Below are 16,230 nucleotides of genomic sequence, written 5' to 3' on the forward strand. Positions count from 1 at the left end.
ATCAGCGCCGCAAAGCCGCCACGATTCCCGCCGCCGCTCGCGCCGCCACCTCGCAGCCGAGGACGATATGCTGCTCCTCGGTGTCCTCGATGAAATCGTGACTGACGCCGCCGATGCTCGGCACGAACAGCATGCAGGCAGGAATGTGAGGCGCGATGACCTGTGCGTCATGCGACGCGCCGCTTGGCATATCCGTCCACTGTCCGGGCGCGAGTGCTTCAGCTGCTTCTTCGAGTCGCTGCTGCAACTCACGATCCATCGTGACCGGTTCCTCGGCACCCTCGCACACGATCAGCTCCGCATGCACGGCGTGTTGCGTGTTCCAGGCATCGACTAACTCAACAAGCGCACGTTCCATTGCATGCAGGCGCTCGGGATTCGCATCGCGGAACTGCAGGTTCATCAGCGCCTTGCCTGGCACGACGCTGAACGAACCCGGATCGAGATCGATGCGCCCGACGGTCCACACCGTATCCGCGTCCGCCAGCCGGCCAAACGCGTCGTCAATACGCGCGATGAACGCGACCAGCGCCGCCCCCGCGTCGCGCCGGATCGACATCGGCGTCGTGCCTGCGTGATTGCGCTGCCCGGTGAAGCACAACTGAAACTCGCGAATGCCGACGATCGTCGTCACGATGCCAATCGATTTCGCCGATGCTTCAAGCCGCCCGCCTTGCTCGATATGCGGTTCGAGATACGCGCGTTGCCGCGTGCGATCGAGCGTGACGCGCGGCAGATTCGCGAGGCCGGCCTGCGCGAGTGCGTCGCCGAGCAGTAGACCTTCTTGATTGCGCGCGCTGTGCAATGAAGTGTCGATTGCTTCGCCCACGAAGCTTCGGCTGCCAAGGAAACCTGAAAACGTCCCTTCTTCGTCGATCCACGATGCGACGTCGACCGCGAAGTCGCGCGTTGCAGCGCATTCGCCCAGGGCGCGCGCGATTTCGATGCCATAGATCACGCCGAGCGCGCCGTCGAGCCAGCCGCCGGTCGGCTGGGTGTCGGTGTGCGAGCCGATCACGAGCGCGGGGCCCGGCTTGCGCGAACGTCCGAACACGGTGCCGACGCCGTCGATGGTCGCGTCGAGCCCTGCGTCGCTCATGCGCGCGGCGAGCCAGCGGCGCGCCTCCAGATCGATGGGCGAAAGCGCGAGGCGGACCACACCGGGGCCAGTGGCGCCGAAGCTGCGCAACGTCTTGAGATCGTCGAGCAGGCGAGGCGGGTTGATGCGTGGGAAGTCGGCGTGCACGGGCTCGCTCCGGGGCATGAGTCGATGGGCAAGCGGCAATCCTAGCATCACGCCGCCTGGCCGGTGCACGATGGCGCGAGCGGCGCGTGGCTCCGGTTTGTCGCGACATTTTTTCAGCAGGGCGTCGAGTTTAGCTCCTGAACGGTTTTCCAGGGCAATGATTCGGACCCCTTTCGAAATGTCAATATATGTCGAAGAATAAATACTTTCGAAACGATTTCCGCATGTGAAGTGCAAGTAATGGTTAAAGATCCGATTGAGTGGAGGCATATCGTCAACGCAAATTTTTTTGAGACCGTTAGAACGTCCTTTCGTTGACGGACTTCTATCGTGATATCGCTTCGCTATCTGGGAATACTGGGAATTTGCGGCCTGGTTGCCGCGTGCGCGCAGCTTCCGCGCGATCATCCGGTGACAAACAACACGCTCGCCGACCCTGCATCCTCGTCCAGCGCACCATTGGCTGAGAACGACACGGCTGACGATGCGGACGCAACGATACTGGCAAGCCATTCCCGGGCGACAGGCAGCGCACTGCAGTCAGGCGAGGCGTCGTGGTACGCGTCGAAGTTCCAGGGGCGCCGGACGGCGAGCGGCGAACGCTACAACGGCGGCGCGTTGACGGCGGCCCATCGCACGCTGCCGCTTGGCACCTGGGTGCGTGTCACGTCGCTGGCTACGGGCAGGTCGGTCGTCGTGCGCATCAACGATCGAGGGCCGTTCATCGCAGGGCGGATTATCGATCTGTCATGGGCGGCGGCGAAGGCGCTCGGCTTGCCCTACGCACATTCGAAGCAGGTCCGGATAGAACGCTTTGGAAAAATGACGCTCGCGTATTCCGGGGCCGACGGATCACACGACTGACGACGAAAAGGGCAACTCCGAATTCCTTTTTTGACTTTGCCTCACGTGCGGAATTAATGAGATTGGTAGCCGCTTTGGAGCAAAGTTCGATCGTCTGAATTTCCTTGACACTTTTCATTCGCGTGTCGGTGGATAATCCGGTCGCGCGCCGCGGCATTATTTGCTGGACGGCTCGCGATCATCAATAACGTGAAGAAACCGACCATGAAGAAAATCTCCTTTGCGCTGCTCGCTTCGTTGTTCGTCGCAGGCGCAGCATCGGCACAGACGCCGCAAAACGGCATCGTCACGACCCACGACGCCAATGTCGCTTCGCAGATCGAGCAACATGCACGGGACGCCCAGGCGCAGCAGCCCGTCGTCGAACAGGACGCGCACGCGGTTCGTGAGAATGCGCCGCACAAGAATGCCAAGCACAAGGGCGCTCACCACAATCACCACAAGAAGCATTCGGCGAAGCCGGCGCGCACCGCTGCCGAGTAAGCGCACTGGCATGCACTGACGGCTGAACGGCAGACGGGCCTGCTCAGGCTCGGTTGCAGCGATATGCCGGACAAATAAAAAACGCCAGCCTCAATGGGCTGGCGTTTTGCCTGAAGGATTGCGGGCTTCAGAACTGGTTCATCGTGTTGTCTTTCCCTGCGGCTTTCAGCGCTGCTTCGCCGCTGAAATACTCCTTGTGGTCGTCGCCGATGTCCGAGCCGGACATGTTCTGGTGCTTGACGCAGGCGATGCCCTGACGGATTTCCTTGCGCTGCACGCCAGCCACATAACCGAGCATGCCCTGGTCGCCGAAGTATTCCTTGGCCAGGTTGTCGGTCGACAGCGCGGCGGTGTGGTACGTCGGCAGCGTGATCAGGTGGTGGAAGATGCCGGCTTCGCGCGCCGCGTCGGCCTGGAAGGTCCGGATTTTTTCGTCGGCGATGGCTGCCAGTTCGCTCTGGTCATATTCCACGCTCATCAGCTGGGCGCGGTCGTATGCCGACACGTCCTTGCCTGCGGCCTTCATCGCGTCATACGCCTGCTGACGGAAGTTCAGCGTCCAGTTGAACGACGGGCTGTTGTTGTACACCAGCTTGGCGTTCGGAATGACCTTGCGAATCTCGTTGACCATGCCCGCGATCTGGGCGATATGCGGCTTTTCCGTTTCGATCCACAGCAGGTCGGCGCCGTTTTGCAGGGCCGTGACGCAGTCCAGCACGCAGCGTGCTTCGCCCGTGCCGGCGCGGAACTGGAACAGGTTGCTCGGCAGGCGCTTCGGACGCAGCAGCTTGCCGTCGCGCTTGATGATGACGTCGCCATTGCCCAGTGCGTCGGCCGACAGTTCCTCGCAATCGAGGAACGAGTTGTACTGGTCGCCCAGGTCGCCCGGCGTGTGGGTCACGGCGATCTGCTTGGTCAGGCCCGCGCCGAGCGAGTCGGTACGGCACACGATGATGCCGTCGTCCACGCCCAGTTCAAGGAAGGCGTAGCGGATCGCGCGGACTTTGGCGAGGAAGTCCTCGTGCGGCACGGTGACCTTGCCGTCCTGGTGGCCGCACTGCTTTTCGTCGGACACCTGGTTTTCGATCTGGATGCAGCATGCGCCGGCTTCGATGAACTGCTTGGCGAGCAGGTAGGTGGCTTCCGCGTTGCCGAAACCGGCGTCGATGTCGGCGATGATCGGCACGACGTGGGTGACGTGGTTGTCGATCTTCTCCTGGATCGCGGCCTTGGCGGCGCCTTCTGCCGCGTCGAGCTGGCGGAACAGGCCGCCGAGTTCACGGGCGTCGGCCTGGCGCAGGAACGTGTACAGCTCGCGAATCAGGGCGCTGACCGAGGTCTTCTCGTGCATCGACTGGTCCGGCAGCGGGCCGAACTCGGAGCGCAGCGCGGCCACCATCCAGCCGGACAGATAGAGGTAACGGCGCTCGGTGCTGTTGAAGTGCTTCTTGATGGAGATCATCTTCTGCTGGCCGATGAAGCCGTGCCAGCAGCCCAGCGACTGCGTGTACTTCGAAGGATCGGCGTCGTAGGCGGCCATGTCGGCGCGCATGATCTTCGCGGTGTACTTCGCGATGTCCAGACCCGTCTTGAACTTGTTCTGCGCACGCATGCGTGCGGCCGATTCGGGATTGATCGCGTTCCAGGCGCTGCCTTGTTGCTCTTTCAAGCCAGCAATTGCCTTGATGTCGTCTTGATATTGGGCCATGAGAATCTCCTGAGTTTCTGAAGAGTGAAGCGCGTTTGAATAACCGGTTCAGCGTGCCGCTGCGTCTGTCGAAGCGAACTGGATGACTCAATTGTAGGGGCTTCGTGATGCGTCGCAGCAAGGTCTTATATAAGACACATGACTTATTTATTCTTTATTTATCAATAAGATAGTCGACAGTTTTTGCGCTGCAGAACATGTTTTCACAATGCGAAAATGCGTCGACCGAGAAATTTGCGAGACATTTCACAATGTGAAGCGCGCTTTCGTTTGCCGGAGGCCGGGGCAGGGCGCGCGGCGCCGAAAGGTCAGTGCGACCGGACATTCGGACAAATTGAACGCAAACACGATAGAATCGCCCGGCGATACTCACTGCCATGAAAATTCTTCGGACCCTTCTCGTCTTGCTGCTGTGCGCGATGCTGCCCCTGAGCGGGCTGGCAGCCACTGGCATGGCGGGCGAATGTCCGATGCAGCAGTCGATGCCGATGCACGACGACGGCGCCGCATCTGCCGCGATGTCCGGCTGCGACATGATGAAGTCGTCGCCGGCGAGCAAGGCCAAGGGCGGCTTCTGCAAGGCCACGGCCCAGTGTCAGTTCGCGAGCATCTATTACCCTCCCGCGCAGGCGAGCGTTAGCCATCCCATGGCTGTCGCAAGGCAAGTCGTCTTCCATTACGCCGAGTCGTTCGCCGCCCACGTGCCGGCCGGTCTCTGGCGACCTCCACAAGCTATCTAACCCTCGATTGACTGGTTCGCCGCGTTTGCGGCGAGGTCGTCCTGTGTCCAGGACGTGGAGTTCCATTGGGACTCCCCCGTTGGGGTTAGAACATGCCTTTCACTATTGGCACGCCGCGATGCCGGCGTGCGTCCCTGCGCGCGCTCCCGATTTGCGCCGCGCTGCTGCTGCCTGGCTTCGCTGCGAACGCCCAGGAAGCCCCTTTCACGCTTGAAGCGGCATTGCAGGCTGCAACCGGCCACTCTGCGGCCATGCAGGCCGCGCAAGCGTCGGTCCACGCGAGTTCCGAAGCTGCGGTCCGGGCAGGGCAGTTGCCGGACCCGGTGCTCGCGGCCGGCGTCGACAACCTGCCGATCAATGGCTCGCAGCGATTCACCATCGGCCAGGACTTCATGACGATGCGGCGCATTGGCATCGAGCAGGAATGGGTCTCGCGGGAAAAGCGCCGCCTTCGTTCCGACCTCGCCAGCGAGGTGGTGAACCGCGAGCAGGCCGGCTATCTCGCGCAACTCGCCAACGTTCGCCAGCAGACCGCCATCGCATGGCTCAGCGCCGTCTATGCGAAGCGCGCCCTGGCGCTCCAGCAGGCATTGCTGGGCCATATGACTCACGAACTTGCTGCAACGAAGGCGTCATACCGGGGAGCGAGGGCGACGGCCGCCGATGTCGTCCAAGCCCAGGCCATGCTGGCGCAAACGCAAGACCAGGCGCTCAAGGCGCAGCAAACCTACCAGAGCGCGCTCATTGTTCTCTCGCGCTGGACGGCGACACCCGCGACCGATGTGACCGGCGAGCCGCCCGCGCCCGAGTCGTATGTCTCCTCCTTGCCACCGGACGAACTCCGGCTCGTGCAGCCGGCGCTCGTCGCAGCGGCCGATGACATTGCCGTCGCCGACGCCGGCACGGCTGTCGCCAGCAGCGAGCGCAGCCCTAACTGGACCTGGGAAGTCGCGTACCAGCAACGCGGTGGCGCGTACTCGAACATGGTGTCGGTCGGGGTGCGTATTCCGTTGCCCATCAACCGGAAGGATCGCGAGGACCGCGACGTATCGGAGAAGGCCGAACTCGCGACCAGGGCCCACTTGATGTACGAAGACACGCTCCGGCAGGTGCAAGCCGACATTCGCACTGAGTCGGCAACCCTCGCCAGCGGCCGCGAACGCATCGCGAATCTCACGCAGTCCCTGTTGCCAGCCGCCGATCAGCGCGTCGAACTCGCAGTCGCCGCTTACACGGCGGGTACCGGTTCGCTCGCCGATACGTTTGCGGCCCGGCGGGCGCAACTCGACGCGCAGATTCAGGTGCTCGACCTCAAGCGCGAGGTTTCGCAGACGTGGGCCCAGCTTGAATACCAGGTTGTGCCAACGACGATGGCCACTGCCGAATGAAGGAGAAAGCAATGAATCAAAAACCTTTGGTACGCGCGATATTGGCACTCTTTGCCGCCGCAGCGCTTCTTGGCACTGGGTATTTCGTCGGCGTACGACACGCGTCGGCTTCGGGTGAAAACACGATCGCCGCTTCGGCTTCCGGCAACCCGACTGACCCGAAAACCGGCAGGAAAGTGCTTTACTGGCACGACCCGATGGTGCCGAACCAGCACTTCGACAAGCCCGGCAAGTCGCCATTCATGGACATGCAACTCGAGCCTGTGTATGCGGACGAAGGGGGCGGCTCATCCGGTATCGCAATCAACCCGGGACTTCAGCAGAACCTCGGTATTCGCTACGCCACCGTGCGCCGCGAGGAAACGACGGAAGGATTCGACGCCGTCGGCACCACGCAATTCGACGAATCGCAGGCCGATGTCGTGCAGACGCGCGTTACGGGCTACATCGACCGCTTGTACGCCAGTGCGCCGATGCAACGGGTTGCGAAGGGCGCCCCCATCGCTTCGGTTTTCGTGCCCGACTGGCTCGCGCCGCAGGAGGAATACCTCGCGCTCAAGCGCGGCGGGATGGACAACAGTTTGCTGGAAGCGTCGCGTGCGCGTATGCGCGCGCTGTCGATTCCGGATGGCGTCATGGCGAGTCTCGACCGCACGGGCAAGGCGCAGACACACATTGTCCTCGCTTCGCCAGAGACAGGTGTCCTAAGTGAATTGAACGTGCGCGACGGTGCGCAGGTCGCGCCCGGTCAGACGCTTGCGAAGGTCGCGGGTCTATCGAAGCTTTGGCTCATCGTCGAGATTCCCGAGAACCTGGCGTTGCGTGTGCAGCCCGGCATGCGCGTTGACGCGACGTTCAGTGGCGACCCGACACAGCACTTCAAAGGGCAGATTCGCGAAATCCTGCCCGGCATCAGCACCACGAGCCGCACGCTTCAGGCGCGGCTCGAAATCGATAACACCGCGCTCAGACTCACGCCCGGCATGCTGATGCGCGTGCGCGTCGATGCGCAAAAAACGGTTTCGCGACTGCTTGTGCCTTCTGAAGCTGTCATCACGACCGGCAAGCGGTCGGTCGTGATCGTCAAGAACGCGGACGGCCGCCTGCAACCCGCAGACGTGACGGTTGGCAACGACGTCGGCAGCGACACGGAAGTCATGAGTGGCTTGAGCGATGGCGAGACGGTCGTCGCTTCCGGCCAGTTCCTGATCGACTCGGAAGCCAGTCTGAAATCGGTCCTGCCGAGAATCGAAGGCGCGGCTGGCGCGAGCGCGGCAATGCCGGCGTCCATCCCGAGCGCTGCCGTAAAGACATACGAAACCACCGGCAAGGTGGAAAAGGTCAGCGCTGCCGACATCACGTTCTCGCATCAACCGGTGCCGGCGCTGGGCTGGGGCGCGATGACGATGTCGTTCAACAAGCCGTCATCCGGCGCATTTCCCGATGTCAAACCCGGCCAGACAGTCCACTTCGTCTTCAGACAATCGGACGACGGCTACCAGCTCACGAAGGTCGAACCCGTGGGAGACGCCAAATGATCGCGCGTCTCATACGCTGGTCCATTCACAGCCGGTTCCTCGTTCTGCTGGCCACTGTGCTCGTCACGGCATGGGGCGTCTACTCGCTCAAGGAGACACCACTCGACGCGTTGCCGGACCTGTCGGACACGCAGGTCATCATCAAGGCGTCGTATCCGGGCAAGGCGCCCCAGGTCGTCGAGGACCAGGTGACGTACCCGCTCACGACGACTTTGCTCGGTGTGCCAGGCGCGAAAACGATCCGCGCGTATTCGTCATTCGGCGACGCGTTTGTCTACGTGCTGTTCGACGACAAGACCGATCAATACTGGGCCCGCTCGCGTGTGCTCGAATACCTGAATCAGGTTCAGAGCCGCCTTCCACCAGGCGCGACGGTTTCACTCGGGCCCGACGCGACGGGGGTGGGCTGGGTCTATGAGTACGCACTGGTCGACCGCACGGGTCAGCACGACCTTGGAGAACTGCGCGCGCTCAACGACTGGTTCCTGAAATTCGAGCTGAAGTCCGTGCCGGACGTGTCGGAAGTGGCGAGCATTGGCGGGATGGTGCGCCAGTATCAGGTGGTGCTCGATCCCGACAAGCTGCGCGCTTACGGCATTACCGAGGCCATGGTAGCGGATGCCCTCGGCAAGGCGAACCAGGCGTCCGGCGGCTCAGTGGTCGAACTGGCGGAATCGGAGTACATGGTCCGCTCGTCGGGCTACCTGCGCTCGCTCGACGATTTTCGCAATGTCGTGCTTCGCACCAATGACGCGGGCACACCGGTTCTGCTTGGCGATGTCGCCCGCATCCAGATCGGACCCGAGATGCGCCGTGGGATTGCCGAGCTGAACGGGGAGGGCGAAGTCGCAGGCGGGGTCATCGTCATGCGTTCAGGCAAAAACGCGTTGACGACCATCGGCGCAGTGAAGGCGAAGCTCGCTGACCTGAAGCGCTCGCTGCCCGCGGGTGTCGAGGTCGTGACGACATACGACCGCTCGCAGCTCATCGAACGCGCCGTGGACAACCTGAGAGACAAGCTCATCGAAGAGTTCATCATCGTTGGCCTGGTCTGCGCCGTGTTCCTCTTTCATTTGCGCAGCGCGTTCGTGGCCATTCTGTCGCTGCCGCTGGGCGTGCTGGCGGCTTTCATCGTCATGCGCTATCAAGGTGTGAATGCGAATCTGATGTCGTTGGGCGGGATCGCCATCGCCATCGGCGCGATGATCGATGCGGCCATCGTGATGATCGAGAACGCCCACAAGCATCTCGAGGCGTACGAGCATGCGCATCCCGGCAGGCCCATGACGGCTGCACAGCGTTGGGAACTCATCGCTACGTCGGCGGCGGAAGTCGGACCGGCGCTATTCTTCTCACTGCTTATCATCACGCTCTCGTTCGTTCCGGTATTTTCGCTGGAGGGGCAGGAAGGCAAGCTCTTTTCTCCGCTCGCCTTCACGAAGACTTACACCATTGCTGCCGCTGCGGGTCTTTCGGTCACGCTGGTGCCGGTACTGATGGGCTATCTCATTCGCGGGCGCATTCCGCATGAGAGCGCGAACCCCATCAATCGCGCGCTCATTCGACTGTACCGGCCGATGCTCGAAGCCACGCTGCGCCGCCCGTGGATTGCGATTGGGCTTGCGGTCGTTGCGCTTTTGCTGAGCGCCATTCCGCTCTCGCGACTCGGTGGCGAATTCATGCCGCCGCTCGACGAGGGCGATCTGTTGTACATGCCAACGGCGCTTCCCGGCATTTCGGCAGACAAGGCATCCGAGCTTTTGCAGCAGACCGATCGGCTCATCAAGACGGTACCGGAAGTCGCGACCGTGTTCGGCAAGTCGGGCCGCGCCGACACGGCAACCGACCCGGCACCGCTCGAGATGTTCGAAACCACCATCCAGTTCAAGCCGCGCAGTCAGTGGCGTCCCGGTATGACGCCGGAGAAGCTCGTCGATGAACTCGACAAGACCGTGAAGGTGCCGGGGCTGTCGAACGTCTGGGTGCCGCCCATCCGCAATCGCCTCGACATGCTGTCCACCGGTATCAAAACGCCGGTCGGCGTAAAGATTTCCGGGCCCGACCTGAATGAAATCGACAAGGTGGCAGGGCAGGTCGAGGCGGCGGTGAAGGGGGTTCCGGGCGTGACTTCAGCGCTTGCGGAACGACTGAACGGCGGCCGATACATCGACGTCGACATCAACCGGCAGGCAGCGGCGCGTTATGGCCTTTCCGTCGGCGATATCCAGTCGGTGGTTTCCACGGCGGTGGGCGGCGACAACGTCGGCGAAGTCATTGCGGGGCGCGAGCGCTTCCCGATCAACATCCGCTATCCGCGCGAGGTTCGCGATTCGCTGGAAAAGCTGCGGCAGTTGCCGGTTCTGACCGACCGGGGCGCACAGATCCAGCTTGGCGACGTGGCGGACATCCGGATCGCCGACGGACCGCCCATGATACGCAGCGAAAACGCACGGCTTTCCGGCTACGTCTACGTCGATATCCGGAACGTGGACCTGGAATCGGCAGTCAAGGCGATGCAACGCGCCGTCGCAGAAAAGGTGCCGCTTCCGCCCGGATATTCGATCGCATGGTCAGGGCAGTTCGAGTACCTCGAACGTGCAGCGGCGACATTGCGCACGGTGATTCCGGTGACGCTTGTCGTCATCTTCGTGCTGCTCTTCCTGACCTTCAACTCGGCGGCCAATGCGCTACTGCTCATGTCGACGGTGCCGTTCGCGCTCGTCGGCGGCTTCTGGCTCATCTGGATACTGGGCCACGCGGTGTCCGTCGCCACATCGGTCGGTTTCATTGCGCTCGCGGGTGTTGCGGCCGAGTTCGGCGTCGTCATGCTGCTGTACCTGAAGGGCGCACTGACCCGGCGGCTCGAGCTTGGGGAGGCCATGACCGAGGCCACATTGCTCGACGCGATTCGCGAAGGCGCGGTCTTGCGTGTGCGGCCGAAGGCCATGACGGTAGCGGTGGTCCTTGCAGGGCTCATTCCCATCATGGTCGGACACGGCGCCGGCTCGGAGGTCATGCAGCGTATCGCCGCTCCGATGGTCGGCGGAATGGTCACCGCGCCCATTCTCTCGATGTTCGTTATTCCCGCAGCCTGGTTCCTCCTGCAGCGTCGCCGAATGAGGCAACGCAACGAGGTTCCATTTACCCACGCAGAACCTTCTGGCACGAAAGTGCCTTCTACCCAAACCAGGGAAACACAATGAAAAAGATGATTCTTGCTGTCGCTGCCGTTGCTGCTGTTCTCGCGGCCCCTGCATTTGCTGGTGACGATATGGCGGGCATGAACATGTCCGCCGCGAAGCCCGCGGTCACGAAGGTCGCTTCGAATTCCGCGCTAACCGATGCGGAGGTCAGGAAGATCGACGCCGCTACGGGAATGGTCACCCTGAAGCACGGCGCCCTGGAGAACGTCGGCATGCCCCCGATGACCATGGCATTCAAGGCGAAGGATGGAAGCATGGTCAAGCAGGTTCACGAAGGCGACAAGGTCAAGGTGAGAGTCGAAAACGTCAATGGCACGCTGACCATCGTGAAACTCGAAAAGCAGCCTTAACGGGGGCGGTCGCCTCGACTCAGAAGCTCCAGAAAAGGAAATGGTGGCGCTTGCGCGCATGGGCTGCGCGCGGCGGCGTATTGTTTCCTGGCGCAAGCTGCGCGTGAGAGTCGATAGCCCGTGCGCGCAGCGCCATGTCGTAGAAGGCGCCCACCACCGGCAGGGCGCTGTGCGCACCTTCACCCCAGTAGTCGTTGCGCAACGTCACGCGCGCGTCGTCGAATCCGACCCAGGCGCCGGCGACCAGCTGGGGGTGGATCAGGATGAACCAGCTATCGGTGCTGTCCTGTGTCGTGCCCGTTTTGCCGCCAACGTCGGCGTGAATCCCGAAGCGTGTCCGGATGTCGCTGCCGGTGCCGCGGTTGACGACGTCGCGCATCACATCGACCAGCTTCAGTGCGGCAGGGGCGGGCAGCGCCTGCTGCGGCCGTGCGGCAGGGAAGTCGGCGAGCACGTTGCCGCTGCGGTCCTCGATGCGTGTGACCATGCGCGGCTCGACATAGGCTCCCCGGTCGGCGATCGTGCAATACGCCGAAACCATCTCCTTGAGCGTGACGGGGCTCGTGCCCAGCGCAAGCGACGGCACGGGGTCCAGTGCGCTCTCGCGTATGCCCATCTCGCGCGCAAGCGTAGCGACTTTCGCAGGGCCTTCGCGCTGCATGAGCTGGGCTGTCACGCGGTTACGTGAAAAGGCGAAGGCGTCACGCAGCGACATCGGCCGGCCGGTTGGCGGCTCCGGATCGGTCGGCTTCCATACCGCAGTGCCCTTCAGCGGGATCGCGACGTTGCGGTCGACGATCGTGTCGCCTGGCTGCGCGCCATCCGCAAAGGCGGCGCCATAGACGAACGCTTTGAAAGTGGAACCCGGCTGCCGCCGCGCCTGCTGCACATGGTCGAACGGCTCGTCGTGAAAATCGCGGCTGCCGACCCACGCCTTGATGTCGCCGTTGCGCGGATCCATCGCGACGAATCCGGCCTGAACCTGCGTCTTGCTGTGGCAGAGGCCTTCGACAAACGACGCGTCCGTCGCGAGTTTCCTGATGGCGTCCGCATCCGCCAGGCCTGCGTCGCGCGCCGAACGATACTCCGGCGTCTGCCTCATGAACGACTGGAACAGCGCGTTACCCGGCCAGCAGCCGGTCCGCTCGTTCCACGCGCCGTTGGCGATCGACTGCAGCTGGCCGGTTTGCCACGCAACCGCCTGCGTGGCCATCGCCTGAAGCCGGGAATCGATGGTCGTTCGCACGACGAGTCCATCGGAATAGATGTTGTAGCCGTTGCTATCCGCCCAGGCAGTCAGCCACTTGCGCAACTGGGCTGAGAAGTGCGGGGCCGCGCCAACCTGTTCGGACTGAGGCTCGAAATTGACGTTGATCGGCTGGTGTTTTAGCCAGGCGTACGCGTGCGCATCGAGCTTGCCGTACTTCACCATCTGCGCGAGCACCGTGTTGCGGCGCTCCAGCGCGCGATCAGGATTGAGCACCGGGTTGTATGCGCTGTTCGCCTTGAGCATGCCAACGAGCGTCGCACTCTCGAGAACATCGAGATCGGCGGCTGGTTTGCCGAAGTACGTTCGCGCGGCCATCTCCACGCCGTATGCGTTGTACAGAAAGGGCACCGTGTTCAGGTACGTCTCGAGGATCTGGTCTTTGCTGTAGACGGACTCGATCTTGAACGCGGTGATCGCTTCCTTGAGCTTGCGCGTCAACGTTGGCGCGCGGCCGATTTCATCCGGATACAGGTTGCGTGCGAGCTGCTGGGTGAGGGTGGAGCCGCCCTGGCGACTGCCCGTGAACGTATGGACCGCGGCCCCCGCAACGCGCTGGAGGTCAATGCCGTGATGCTCGTAAAAGCGGTGATCCTCGGTCGCGATCAGGGCGTCCACCACATGCGGCGAAATCTGGTTGAGCGTGACCCATTCGCGATTGACCGGCTTGAACTCGGCGAGCACGTTGCCGTCGGCGGAGAGGATCAGCGCGGGACGATCGACGCGGGCCTTGCGGATGTCACCGAGGCGCGGGGTGAATGGAATGAGCGCTGCCGTGTAGGCCAGCGAAAGCACCGGTAATGCAGCGAGCGTCAGGACGATGCCACGGCGTGTCGGGTGGCAAATACCGTGCAGCGCCGCGCGAAAAACGCGGCGTGCCTTCGCGCCGGCCGTGGCGGCTAGCGAGCGGGCACGGTTCACCCAGCGTGCGCAGAGTTCACGAAATAGCGACACATAGGGGTGATTCACGGTGGCTGCGCAATGGACGAAAGGCCGGATCGTACCAAAGCGCAGATGCATTTCAGGCCGCAAAACAGGCCTTCCTGCCTGACGTTAACAGATGATTACACTTGTTTCGAATTGGCGGCATGGTGCGCTCGATGCGAGGCGCCGGCGACGAAGCAAGGACGCCCGTCGCCACGGACTTCAGCGATGCGGCGACTGCCGTGCTAGTATACCCCCCTACCCTATAAGGAGCCGCCTTGAGTCATACCATTCGCGAGAAACAGAAGCTGCTCAACCGGGTTCGCAGGATCAAGGGGCAGATTGAGGCGATTGAGCGGGCCCTGGAAGAGGAGCGTGGCTGCATGGATGTGCTTCAGCTCATCACCAGCTCGCGGGGCGCGATGAACGGACTGCTTGCGGTGGTGCTCGAGGACCATATCCGCACGCATCTCGTGGACGCCGAACCGGCCGACGAGCACGGCAGCGGCACGGAACAGTTAATCGAAGTGGTTCACAGTTACTTCAAGTGAAAGACGTGATGAGCAGGTTTGAAGATGCGGCCTTCGGGGCCGGGCACGACCATATATTTCTCGGCAACGCCCACGAGGACAACGAACGCCGGACCTGGATGGTGATCGCGCTCTGTAGCGCCATGATGGTCGCCGAGATCGTGGGCGGAAGCCTGTTCGGTTCGCTCGCGCTCGTGGCGGACGGACTGCATATGTCGACGCACGCGGGGGCGATGCTGATCGCGGCGCTTGCCTACACCTATGCGCGCCGCCACGCCCGCGACCCACGCTTCGTTTTCGGGACCGGCAAGCTGGGCGACCTCGCCGGTTTCACCAGCGCCATCGTGCTTGCAATGATCGCACTCCTGATTGGTTACGAGGCGGTGTGCCGCCTGTTCGCACCGGTCCCGATCCATTTCGGTGAGGCGATACCCATTGCCGTTGTTGGCCTGCTCGTCAATCTTGCCAGTGTCTGGCTGCTCAGCGGCGGTCATCACGGGCACAGTCATGGTCACGGCCACGATCATGGGCATAGCCATGCGCACGGCCACGGCCACGGCCACGACGGTCACGAACATGAAGAAGCGCGCGAGATCGTCACGGCAGCAGGGCGCTTCAGCGTTTCGATTTTCGAGGACGGCGTGCCCCCGGTATTCCGTCTCCACACGCAGGCGCTCACGTGCGATCCCGCAGAAGTGCGCATGACGACAATTCGTGAAAACGGGCAGCGGCAGACGTTCGAGTTCGTGGCCCGCGACGGCTATCTGGAATCGAAGGACGACATACCGGAACCCCATGCCTTCAAGGTCATCGTTCAGCTTCCCGATGGCGAGCATGCAATCGAGTTTGAAGAGCATGACCATGACGACGCACACGCTGCGGCGGCACGCGACCACAACATCCGCGCGGCGTATGCCCACGTGATTGCCGATGCAGCGGTTTCCGTGCTGGCGATTATCGGACTGCTGCTTGCCCGCGCGTTCGGGTGGCTATGGATGGACCCGCTTGCGGGCATTGTGGGCGCGGTGGTGATCGCGAACTGGTCGTGGAGTCTCCTGCGCGACACCGGAGCCATTCTGCTGGACATGAATTCGGATCAGCGCACGGCCGAGGGCGTGCGCAACCTGATCGAAGACAACGGCGACCGGGTGCTCGACCTTCACGTCTGGCGTGTGGGGCCCGGGCACCTGAGTGCCGTTGTGTCGGTCGCAACGGACCAGGCTTCACGCGGCCCGGACTTCTATCATGGCGCGCTTCGCCGCTTCCGGAGCCTGTCTCATGTCACGGTCGAAGTGAATCCGCTGCGCGCGGCGGTGTGAACGATGGCTGTGAAATCACCTTGCATCGACGTGTGCGCGTTCCACGGCAAAAGCGGGCTTTGTACCGGCTGCTTTCGTACCCGGGACGAGATCCGGGCCTGGAAGAAGATGACTGACCACATGCGTCACCAGATCCTCAATGACCGGCCGCGGCGGGAAGCAAAAATAAAGGCGGCCGGATCTGTGCGCTGAAAGTGCTTTGTGCTTTCGAGGCGGGTAGCCCGATCAGCACTCGCCTTTCTTGGCGTGTCCGGGCGGGCAGTGCCAGCCCTTGTCATGGTGATGGTGCTTTTCCCAATCGTCGCGTTCCCAGTAGCGGTGGCCGTCCCAATAGCGGTCGCCATGCCAGCCCGGCGTAATGACGACAGCGGGAGGCGGCGGGGCGACCACGACAGGGGTAGCCACGTTGATGCCTACGTTGACATCGGCGGCGTGTGCCGCGCCGGTCACGCCGATTGCAATGGCAGCGAGTGCCAAGTGTGCAAGTGCTGGTTTCTTCATGGAACAGTCCCCCAAATTTCAACGTGCCTGGATTGGATTTCGCTGAGCAACAAAAAACCCACTCGAAGGCGGGTTCACTGGCAGGGAGCATTTATACCGGATTTGCGGGAGGGCGGCTACCTGTTGCTCGGAATTGGGAAAGGATGACATTGCCCGGACTTCGAAAATC

At 62.5% G+C, this 16,230-nt stretch carries 14 protein-coding genes; 10 read left to right on the forward strand and 4 right to left on the reverse strand.

The window, feature by feature from the left end; translation table 11 throughout:
* Position 1 precedes the first annotated feature (1 nt).
* Complete coding sequence (locus U5A65_RS06150) at positions 2 to 1,246, reverse strand: Zn-dependent hydrolase (protein WP_321945771.1); 1,245 nt, start codon at positions 1,244 to 1,246, stop codon at positions 2 to 4.
* 411 nt (positions 1,247 to 1,657) lie between these two features.
* Between U5A65_RS06150 and U5A65_RS06155 the strand changes: the two genes are divergently transcribed.
* Both U5A65_RS06155 and U5A65_RS06160 read left to right on the forward strand, forming a co-directional pair.
* Positions 1,658 to 2,110 carry a septal ring lytic transglycosylase RlpA family protein gene (locus tag U5A65_RS06155; RefSeq protein WP_415764232.1) on the forward strand — a complete coding sequence of 151 codons (453 nt, stop codon included), beginning with the start codon at positions 1,658 to 1,660 and terminating at the stop codon, positions 2,108 to 2,110.
* Between the two features lie 204 nt (positions 2,111 to 2,314).
* The gene (locus U5A65_RS06160; RefSeq protein ID WP_321945772.1) at positions 2,315 to 2,593 is read left to right on the forward strand and encodes a hypothetical protein; all 279 of its coding nucleotides are present in this window, start codon (positions 2,315 to 2,317) and stop codon (positions 2,591 to 2,593) included.
* A 127-nt stretch (positions 2,594 to 2,720) separates the two neighbouring features.
* On the opposite strand, the gene U5A65_RS06165 is transcribed toward U5A65_RS06160, so the two are convergent.
* A complete protein-coding gene (locus U5A65_RS06165) occupies positions 2,721 to 4,301 on the reverse strand; it encodes an isocitrate lyase (RefSeq protein WP_321910994.1) in 1,581 nt (526 codons plus the stop codon).
* A gap of 377 nt (positions 4,302 to 4,678) precedes the next feature.
* Between U5A65_RS06165 and U5A65_RS06170 the strand changes: the two genes are divergently transcribed.
* The 5 genes from U5A65_RS06170 to U5A65_RS06190 all read left to right on the forward strand — a co-directional run bounded on the left by U5A65_RS06170 (position 4,679) and on the right by U5A65_RS06190 (position 11,520).
* Positions 4,679 to 5,041 (forward strand): hypothetical protein, encoded by a 363-nt coding sequence (locus tag U5A65_RS06170; protein ID WP_321945773.1) that lies wholly within the window; start codon positions 4,679 to 4,681, stop codon positions 5,039 to 5,041.
* 92 nt (positions 5,042 to 5,133) lie between these two features.
* Positions 5,134 to 6,429: a TolC family protein gene (locus U5A65_RS06175; protein ID WP_321910991.1), complete on the forward strand. Its 1,296-nt coding sequence runs from the start codon at positions 5,134 to 5,136 to the stop codon at positions 6,427 to 6,429.
* Between the two features lie 11 nt (positions 6,430 to 6,440).
* Complete coding sequence (locus U5A65_RS06180) at positions 6,441 to 7,967, forward strand: efflux RND transporter periplasmic adaptor subunit (protein ID WP_321945774.1); 1,527 nt, start codon at positions 6,441 to 6,443, stop codon at positions 7,965 to 7,967.
* Positions 7,964 to 11,170, forward strand: a complete 3,207-nt coding sequence (locus tag U5A65_RS06185; RefSeq protein ID WP_321945775.1) for an efflux RND transporter permease subunit — start codon at positions 7,964 to 7,966, stop codon at positions 11,168 to 11,170. Before U5A65_RS06180 ends, U5A65_RS06185 begins: the two co-directional genes overlap by 4 nt.
* Entirely contained in the window at positions 11,167 to 11,520 is a 354-nt protein-coding gene (locus U5A65_RS06190; RefSeq protein ID WP_321945776.1) for a copper-binding protein, read from the forward strand. The genes U5A65_RS06185 and U5A65_RS06190 overlap by 4 nt, the downstream gene beginning before the upstream one ends.
* A gap of 19 nt (positions 11,521 to 11,539) precedes the next feature.
* Here the strand turns inward: U5A65_RS06190 and U5A65_RS06195 are convergent, their stop codons facing one another.
* The gene (locus U5A65_RS06195) at positions 11,540 to 13,807 is read right to left on the reverse strand and encodes a penicillin-binding protein 1A (protein ID WP_415764318.1); all 2,268 of its coding nucleotides are present in this window, start codon (positions 13,805 to 13,807) and stop codon (positions 11,540 to 11,542) included.
* A gap of 182 nt (positions 13,808 to 13,989) precedes the next feature.
* On the opposite strand from U5A65_RS06195, the gene U5A65_RS06200 reads away from it, so the two are divergent.
* Genes U5A65_RS06200 through U5A65_RS06210 form a run of 3 tightly spaced genes read left to right on the forward strand, consistent with a single transcriptional unit; the run spans position 13,990 to position 15,752 of the window.
* Complete coding sequence (locus U5A65_RS06200) at positions 13,990 to 14,262, forward strand: metal/formaldehyde-sensitive transcriptional repressor (protein ID WP_233886791.1); 273 nt, start codon at positions 13,990 to 13,992, stop codon at positions 14,260 to 14,262.
* An 8-nt stretch (positions 14,263 to 14,270) separates the two neighbouring features.
* Positions 14,271 to 15,560 carry a CDF family Co(II)/Ni(II) efflux transporter DmeF gene (gene dmeF / locus U5A65_RS06205; protein WP_321945777.1) on the forward strand — a complete coding sequence of 430 codons (1,290 nt, stop codon included), beginning with the start codon at positions 14,271 to 14,273 and terminating at the stop codon, positions 15,558 to 15,560.
* A 3-nt stretch (positions 15,561 to 15,563) separates the two neighbouring features.
* On the forward strand, positions 15,564 to 15,752 hold the full coding sequence (locus U5A65_RS06210; RefSeq protein ID WP_321910981.1) for a DUF1289 domain-containing protein: 189 nt from the start codon (positions 15,564 to 15,566) through the stop codon (positions 15,750 to 15,752).
* 33 nt (positions 15,753 to 15,785) lie between these two features.
* On the opposite strand, the gene U5A65_RS06215 is transcribed toward U5A65_RS06210, so the two are convergent.
* On the reverse strand, positions 15,786 to 16,061 hold the full coding sequence (locus U5A65_RS06215; protein WP_321945778.1) for a hypothetical protein: 276 nt from the start codon (positions 16,059 to 16,061) through the stop codon (positions 15,786 to 15,788).
* Positions 16,062 to 16,230 lie beyond the last annotated feature (169 nt).

Origin of the sequence: Paraburkholderia sp. J10-1, from assembly GCF_905220165.1 — a bacterium.
Taxonomy (GTDB): Bacteria; Pseudomonadota; Gammaproteobacteria; order Burkholderiales; family Burkholderiaceae; genus Paraburkholderia.

Coding starts and splice junctions, on each gene's coding strand:
- dmeF (WP_321945777.1), top strand. CDS start 14,271: ATGAGCAGGTTTGAAGATGCGGCCTTCGGGGCCGGGCACGACCATATA.
- U5A65_RS06190 (WP_321945776.1), top strand. CDS start 11,167: ATGAAAAAGATGATTCTTGCTGTCGCTGCCGTTGCTGCTGTTCTCGCG.
- U5A65_RS06210 (WP_321910981.1), top strand. CDS start 15,564: ATGGCTGTGAAATCACCTTGCATCGACGTGTGCGCGTTCCACGGCAAA.
- U5A65_RS06160 (WP_321945772.1), top strand. CDS start 2,315: ATGAAGAAAATCTCCTTTGCGCTGCTCGCTTCGTTGTTCGTCGCAGGC.
- U5A65_RS06165 (WP_321910994.1), bottom strand. CDS start 4,301: ATGGCCCAATATCAAGACGACATCAAGGCAATTGCTGGCTTGAAAGAG.
- U5A65_RS06175 (WP_321910991.1), top strand. CDS start 5,134: ATGCCTTTCACTATTGGCACGCCGCGATGCCGGCGTGCGTCCCTGCGC.
- U5A65_RS06185 (WP_321945775.1), top strand. CDS start 7,964: ATGATCGCGCGTCTCATACGCTGGTCCATTCACAGCCGGTTCCTCGTT.
- U5A65_RS06180 (WP_321945774.1), top strand. CDS start 6,441: ATGAATCAAAAACCTTTGGTACGCGCGATATTGGCACTCTTTGCCGCC.
- U5A65_RS06170 (WP_321945773.1), top strand. CDS start 4,679: ATGAAAATTCTTCGGACCCTTCTCGTCTTGCTGCTGTGCGCGATGCTG.
- U5A65_RS06215 (WP_321945778.1), bottom strand. CDS start 16,061: ATGAAGAAACCAGCACTTGCACACTTGGCACTCGCTGCCATTGCAATC.
- U5A65_RS06195 (WP_415764318.1), bottom strand. CDS start 13,807: ATGCATCTGCGCTTTGGTACGATCCGGCCTTTCGTCCATTGCGCAGCC.